The sequence below is a fragment of the Tamlana crocina genome, assembly GCF_012037625.1.
Genome location: NZ_JAAVJS010000642.1, coordinates 1 through 327, shown reverse-complemented (window position 1 = coordinate 327; position 327 = coordinate 1). Strand labels below are relative to the sequence as shown.

The 327-nt window shown below is 45.9% G+C and carries 1 protein-coding gene; it reads right to left on the bottom strand.

Going from position 1 to position 327, the window contains the following annotated elements; translation table 11 throughout:
* The coding region (locus HC176_RS18400; RefSeq protein WP_167920435.1) for a hypothetical protein at positions 1-327 on the bottom strand (327 nt) is incomplete at both ends.

The following is a 327-nucleotide window of genomic DNA, read 5'->3' as shown; positions in this document are numbered from 1 at the left end:
AGGAAGAAGCGTATAACTATCACATTCAACCACATCATCAAGCTCATCGGCTACAGGAGTAGTATTGATATCTACTGCAAAGGAAGACTCATCTGCTTCACAAGGCGCTGTGGCCGGTGCATAGATATAGATGGTCTGATCTGAAGTGATAACACCTCCGGCAAACAACTGAGTTCCTGTGCCTCCCATTCCGGTCCAGTACTGATTACCCGCACTTAAAGGAAGAAGCGTATAACTATCACATTCAACCACATCATCAAGCTCATCGGCTACAGGAGTAGTATTGATATCTACTGTAAAGGAAGACTCATCTGCTTCGCAGGGCGC